Annotated in this window: 5 protein-coding genes and 1 tRNA gene; 5 read left to right on the top strand and 1 reads right to left on the bottom strand. The window is 67.0% G+C overall.

From position 1 onward, the window contains the following. Positions 1-414: 414 nt before the first annotated feature. The 4 genes from AB0C20_RS34750 to AB0C20_RS34735 all read left to right on the top strand — a co-directional run bounded on the left by AB0C20_RS34750 (position 415) and on the right by AB0C20_RS34735 (position 2960). Positions 415-762 carry a hypothetical protein gene (locus tag AB0C20_RS34750; RefSeq protein ID WP_238687486.1) on the top strand — a complete coding sequence of 116 codons (348 nt, stop codon included), beginning with the start codon at positions 415-417 and terminating at the stop codon, positions 760-762. Further along, positions 762-1382 carry a tetratricopeptide repeat protein gene (locus tag AB0C20_RS34745; protein ID WP_357569601.1) on the top strand — a complete coding sequence of 207 codons (621 nt, stop codon included), beginning with the start codon at positions 762-764 and terminating at the stop codon, positions 1380-1382. Before AB0C20_RS34750 ends, AB0C20_RS34745 begins: the two co-directional genes overlap by 1 nt. Positions 1383-1390: 8 nt before the next feature. Next, positions 1391-2656, top strand: a complete 1266-nt coding sequence (locus tag AB0C20_RS34740) for a glycosyltransferase (RefSeq protein ID WP_357569600.1) — start codon at positions 1391-1393, stop codon at positions 2654-2656. Positions 2657-2741: 85 nt separating this feature from the next. Then, complete coding sequence (locus tag AB0C20_RS34735) at positions 2742-2960, top strand: hypothetical protein (protein WP_357569599.1); 219 nt, start codon at positions 2742-2744, stop codon at positions 2958-2960. Between the two features lie 777 nt (positions 2961-3737). Here the strand turns inward: AB0C20_RS34735 and AB0C20_RS34730 are convergent. Continuing rightward, a tRNA-Thr gene (locus AB0C20_RS34730) sits at positions 3738-3811 on the bottom strand. A 144-nt stretch (positions 3812-3955) separates the two neighbouring features. Between AB0C20_RS34730 and AB0C20_RS34725 the strand changes: the two genes are divergently transcribed. Then, positions 3956-5783: metallophosphoesterase (locus AB0C20_RS34725; protein WP_357569598.1), on the top strand; the 1828-nt coding region annotated here is incomplete at its 3' end.

The following is a 5783-nucleotide window of genomic DNA, read 5'->3' as shown; positions in this document are numbered from 1 at the left end:
GACGCAGGCGCCACCGGCGCTCAGGGCGACGCAGGCGCACAAGGCGCGACCGGCGCCCAAGGCCCGCAAGGCGACGCAGGCGCACAAGGCGCGACCGGCGCCCAAGGCCCGCAAGGCGACGCAGGCGCACAAGGTGCCACGGGCGCCCAAGGCCCGCAAGGAGACACAGGCGCACAAGGCGTCCAAGGCTTCCAAGGCGCCACTGGCACCCAGGGCGCGCAAGGCGACGCAGGAGCGCAAGGCTTCCAAGGCGTCCAAGGTGCGCAGGGGGACGCAGGCGCCCAGGGCGCAACCGGTGCCCAGGGTTTCCAGGGCGCCCAGGGTGCACAGGGGGCCCAGGGAGACACGGGGGCACAAGGACTTCAGGGGGTGCCAGGACCGCAGGGCGCCACGGGCGCCCAAGGCCCGCAGGGCGTGGCTGGCAACGGAATCCAGGCCGCTTACATTCAGGGCCCGCTGACCGTGATCGCAGACACCCCTGTCGATTTCGGCTGCGAGCCTGGAGACATTGCTGTCGGAACCGGCTATCAACTCTCGGGTGCAGGCGTCAACCCGGTGCTCATCCAGCCGCTCACAACCAGCGGCTACCAGTTCACCTTCACCGGCGGGGGTGCCGATATCTGGGTCTCCTGCATTTCACTCGCCACACCGCTGATGTTGGGGGCTCCGTCCAACACGTCGGGCCGGGCGACGTCCAACAGTAGCGAGGCCAACCGGCCGAACAGCAGGTCGAACAGCCCCGTTACGGTCGAGGAGGAGTAATGAACATGCGTCAGATATTCGGGTCGCTCGCCTGCGGTGCGGTCCTGCTGACCGGAGTCACGGCATGCAGCAGCGACAAGCCTGCCGAGAAGCCGCAGACGAACAACGCCGGCAGCACCGACAAGACGAACGGCGGCACCGAAACGCCGGCTGATCTGCTCAAGCTCGGTCTTGAGCAGGGCCAGGCCGGTAACTTCGACGCGGCGAAGGCCACCTTCGAGAAACTGCTGGACGCCGAGGCCGACAACAAGTTCGCCTGGTTCAACCTGGGCTACATCGCCCAGTCGCGCAACCAGGCCGACGAGGCGATCAGCAACTACGACAAGGCGCTGGAGGCCGACGCCAACTACAAGCCGGCCCTCTACAACAAGGCCATCGTCCTGGAAGGTAAGGCACCGACCACGGCGATAGACATCTATCGCAAGATCGTGTCGATCGACAACAAGGCGTCGACCGCCTACCTGCGACTGGGCATGATGCTGTCCCAGTCCGGTGAGGACGCGACAGCGCGGGACGCGTTCAAGATGGCGATCCGTCTGGACAAGGGGCTCACCTCAGCGGTTCCAGCGAAGTACCGCCCGACCCCTACCTCTAAGTCCTCGACTCCAGCGGGTAGGTGATTGGCTCCATGCGCACACCTCGCGTAACGGTCTTCACTGGAAGCAACCGCACCCGCTTCATCGACGAGTGCTTCGAATCGCTCGTTGCGCAGACCTTCGTCGACTGGGAATGGGTGGTCGTCCTGAATCAGGGGTCGCGTTGGCGGCCCGAGAGGCATGACGACCGTATCCGGCTAATTGTCCAGGACAACCTGAACGGCGTCGGTGCCGTGAAGGGGTACGCCTGCGCCGAGGCTGCCGGTGACATCCTGGTCGAGCTTGACGACGACGACCTGCTCAGCAGCGACTGCCTGCAAGAGATCGTCGACGCCTTCGACGCCAACCCGGAGGTGGGGTTCGTCTACAGCGACACCGCGCAGATCCAGGAGGACGGCAGCCGCTCTGAGGACCGTTTCGCGAGTTCGTTCGGCTGGCGGCACTACGACGACAAGGTGGACGGCCGCGAGGTGCTGGTCTGCCGGGCGTTGCCGCCGACGCCACACAACGTGAGCTACATCTGGTACGCACCGAACCACGTACGGGCATTCCGTCGGGACATCTACGAGAAGGTCGGCGGGTACGACGAGTCGCTGGACGTCGCGGACGATGCCGACCTCATGGCTCGGATGTACCAGGTGAGCGAGTTCCATCACATTCAGAAATGCCTGTACCTCCAACGCATGCACACCAAGAACACACAGCGCATTCCAGATGTCAACGCTCGCATCCAGCAGCGCACGGTGGAGATCTACGACCGGAACATTCAACATAACGTGCTGGCCTGGTCTCGGCGGCAGGGGCTCCTGGCGCTCGACCTGGGCTCCGCGCACAACAAGCCGGAAGGGTATCTCGGCCTGGATTACCACGACGGGCAGGGCGTCGACATTGTTTGCGACATAACGAAAGGTGTCGACCTGCCGGACAACAGCGTCGGGGTCATTCGGGCGGTGGATTTCCTGGAACACATCCCGGACAAGATCGCGCTGTTCAACGAACTGTACCGACTGCTCGCACCGAACGGAATGTTGTTGTCGCTGACCCCCAGCACCGACGGCCGAGGCGCCTACCAGGACCCAACACACGTGGCGTTCTACAATGAGAACTCCTTTTGGTACTTCACAGACGCCAAATATTCGCGGTTCGTACCTGAAATCGAATGCCGATTCCAGGCGTCGCGGCTGGTCACGTACTTCCCGAGTGAATGGCACAAGGCCCACAACATCCCGTACGTCTCCGCGAATCTCATAGCGATCAAGGATGACGCCGTGCGCAACGGCGGCCTGCTGAACATATGACCGTCGCGCGGCGGGCGCTGCCAGGCGGCGCCTGCCGACCCCGGGTGGGTGGCCGGGCTGGGCCTCCACTACGTACTGTCCTCTCATGGTTGACACCGATGAGGCGATCCAGATCGCGATGCGATTCCTGGCCCGTCGCCTCGCGGAGCGTCAGGATCTGCGCGAACCACCGAGCGTGCAGGGGGTGAGCGTCGAGCAGGTGATGACCTTGACCGGCGCGAGGCCCTGTCACATCGTGAGTTTCGGATGGCCGCTGCGGGTGGCTGTCGATCAGGAAACGGGCGACGCGGACATGCTGCGGTAAGAGATGCCCGTCGGCGGTGACCGTCCTGGGCATCGGCTACTGGCACGTGGATGGCACGGACCACGCGTTAGGGGATCGAGGCCCTAAGCTGTCGCGGTGCATGAGCATGGCGTGATCGATCTCGACGAGCACAAGCATGTGCCGGCCGAATCGGGTGCCACCTCTACCCGTCGTGCGACCAAGAAGGCCCAACTGCGCCTCATCGCCGCCTTCCTGGTCGGCTTGTTGCTGGGCGGCGTCAGTGTCAACGAGTTGCGAGACCGTCGTGAGCAGCGGGAACGGGCCGCGTCGGTCAAACTCGTCGCCATACCGGGAGCGGCCCGTACCGACGGCGTCGTTACCAAGGGCGTCGCTGGGCTGGACGGGTCGGTGGAAGTGTCCAACTTTGGCCCTCTGCCGGTCACGATCCGTGCGGTGCACGCACAGACATCTGGCGTCCTGATTCAGGACACCGGCCAGTCCCAGTCGCTGCGCCCCGGGAGCACCCGCTGGCTCGACGTCAAGCTGCGGTTTCCAGTGCCCGCTCGAAGTCCGGGACGAGCCGCTGTCGATGGGCATCTCAGTAGAGACAGCCGACAGGAAAATCAGAGAGTTCCGCTACCCGGTAGCCCTGCACCGAAGCGGCTGGCACACCCACGCCGGGTTCCTGTGCTTGCAAGCAGGTCTGGACCGGTGAGATGTGACAGCGGGGCCAAGGGTTTGAGGGACGTCCGGCGGCGCTGTCGTGGACCTTGGGAAACGGCGAAGCCCAGGCCAATGACCTGGGCTTCCGTACCGAGCCGCCTGACGGAATCGAACCGTCGACCTACGCATTACGAGTGCGTCGCTCTAGCCGACTGAGCTAAGGCGGCAACGATCAGCAAGTGTACGGCACCCCGGCGGCACCGACCGAACGGGATACCCCCGCCGCGCTGGCCAGCACCAACCGGACATCGGCCGTCATCTGGACGCTTACCGGACAGCGGATGATTGGGTCCGGGACTACGCTGCGGCGGGTGAGTGACGAACGCGACCACCCCGAACGTCAGGACGAGACGACCGAACGCCCTGACCGCGCGCCGGCCGGTGAGCGCGCCGCCCACCGGCCGCGCAGCACCGACCCGCTGGAGTTGGGTTTCACGCCGCGCAAGCCGGTGCCGTGGCTGGCGCCGTTCCTGTTGATCAGCACCGGCATCCGGACGCTGCTGGCGGTGCTCTTCGGGGCGTACCTCGACAAGCGCGAGTTGCAGAACGCGTTCGGCGACGGCGTCTTCCGCCAGGTCGGGCCGGACGGCGGGCTGTGGCTCGACTACGTGGCCGACCTCGGTGACGGCTTCAACGCCACCTACTCGGTGGCGTACCTGCTGGCGCAGCCCGAGCTGACCGTCGACGGGCACCGCCTGCCCCGGGCGCAGACCCTGGTGATGGGCGGCGACCAGGTGTACCCGTCGGCGGCCTACGCCGCCTACGAGGACCGGTGCAAGGGCCCCTACCAGGCCGCCCTGCCGGTGGCGCCGGCCGAGAAGCCGACGCTCTTCGCGGTACCGGGCAACCACGACTGGTACGACGGCCTCACCGCATTCCTGCGGTTGTTCGTCCGCTCCCGGGACCGCAACTTCGCGGGCTGGGGCACCGGGCAGTCCCGGTCGTACTTCGCTGTGGAGTTGCCGGCCGGCTGGTGGTTGCTCGGCGTGGACGACCAGTCCGGCTCGTACCTGGACGACCCGCAACTGGCCTACTTCGACGAGGTGGCCCGGCGGCTCGGGCCGGAGTGCAAGGTGATCATCGCGGCGCCGGCACCGACCTGGGTCAAGGCCGCCGACAACCCCACGGCGTACGACTCGATCGACTACTTCATCCGCACCATCATCGACCCCACCGGGGCGCGAGTGCGGCTGTTGCTCTCCGGGGACCTGCACCACTACGCCCGCTACTCCGGGCCGGACCGGCAGCTGATCACCTGCGGTGGTGGCGGCGCGTACCTCTACCCCACGCACAAGCTGCCGGAGCGCATCGAGGTGCCACCGCGGGACACGCTGGCCCGCAAGGCCAGCTCCGCCCAGCCGTACGACCTGGTGGCCCGCTACCCGGACGCCGCGCGGTCGCGCCGCTACGGCTGGGGCATCTTCCCCCGGTTGCCGTTCCGCAATCCCGGCTTCACCACGTTGCTCGGCACCCTGCACACACTGCTGATGCTGGCCATGGCCGGTGCGACGGCGAACTGGGCCGACAGCACCAACCAGCGGCTGTTCAGCGTCCCGCTGGTGGTTATGGTGCTCGTGACGGTGATCGCGGCGGCCCTGTTCGCCAAGCCGCCGAGCGCGAGCGGCAAACGCCATGCGCGGCACTGGATCCTCGGTGTCGGCCACGGCGTGGCGCAGGTGGCGCTGGGGGCGGCCGGCACCTGGGTCTGGTTGGCGCTGCCGTTCTACGACTGGCCGTGGCCGCTGCCGGCGGTCGCGGCGGCGGTGCTCTACGGCCCGGTGATCGGTCTGGTGGCCAGCCAACTGGTCGCGGCGTACCTGCTGGTGGCGGGCTCTTTCGGAGTGAACGTCAATGAACTCTTCGCCGGACAGGGCATCGAGGATTCGAAGTCGTTCCTGCGACTGCGCATCGACCCGGACGGCACGTTGACCATCTACCCGCTCGGGGTGGACCGGGTCTCCCGCGACTGGCGGGTGAACCCCGACCAGTCCCCGACCCAGAGTTGGCTGATCCCCAAGTCCCCCCTAACCCCCCACCTAACCGAACCCCCCACAGTCCGGCCGTGCCCGGCGCGGGCGGGGGCGGCGGCGCCGCCGGGGGCCGCGGAGGGGGGGGGGGCCGGGGGGCGGCCCGGGGGGC

The organism is Micromonospora sp. NPDC048843, from assembly GCF_040649965.1.
Classification (GTDB): Bacteria; Actinomycetota; Actinomycetes; order Mycobacteriales; family Micromonosporaceae; genus Micromonospora; species Micromonospora hortensis.
This window is presented reverse-complemented; position numbering and strand designations above follow the sequence as displayed.

Bases quoted from the DNA above. Each gene is read 5' to 3' on its own strand.
- AB0C20_RS34735 (WP_357569599.1), top strand. From the start codon at position 2,742: ATGGTTGACACCGATGAGGCGATCCAGATCGCGATGCGATTCCTGGCC.
- AB0C20_RS34745 (WP_357569601.1), top strand. From the start codon at position 762: ATGAACATGCGTCAGATATTCGGGTCGCTCGCCTGCGGTGCGGTCCTG.
- AB0C20_RS34740 (WP_357569600.1), top strand. From the start codon at position 1,391: ATGCGCACACCTCGCGTAACGGTCTTCACTGGAAGCAACCGCACCCGC.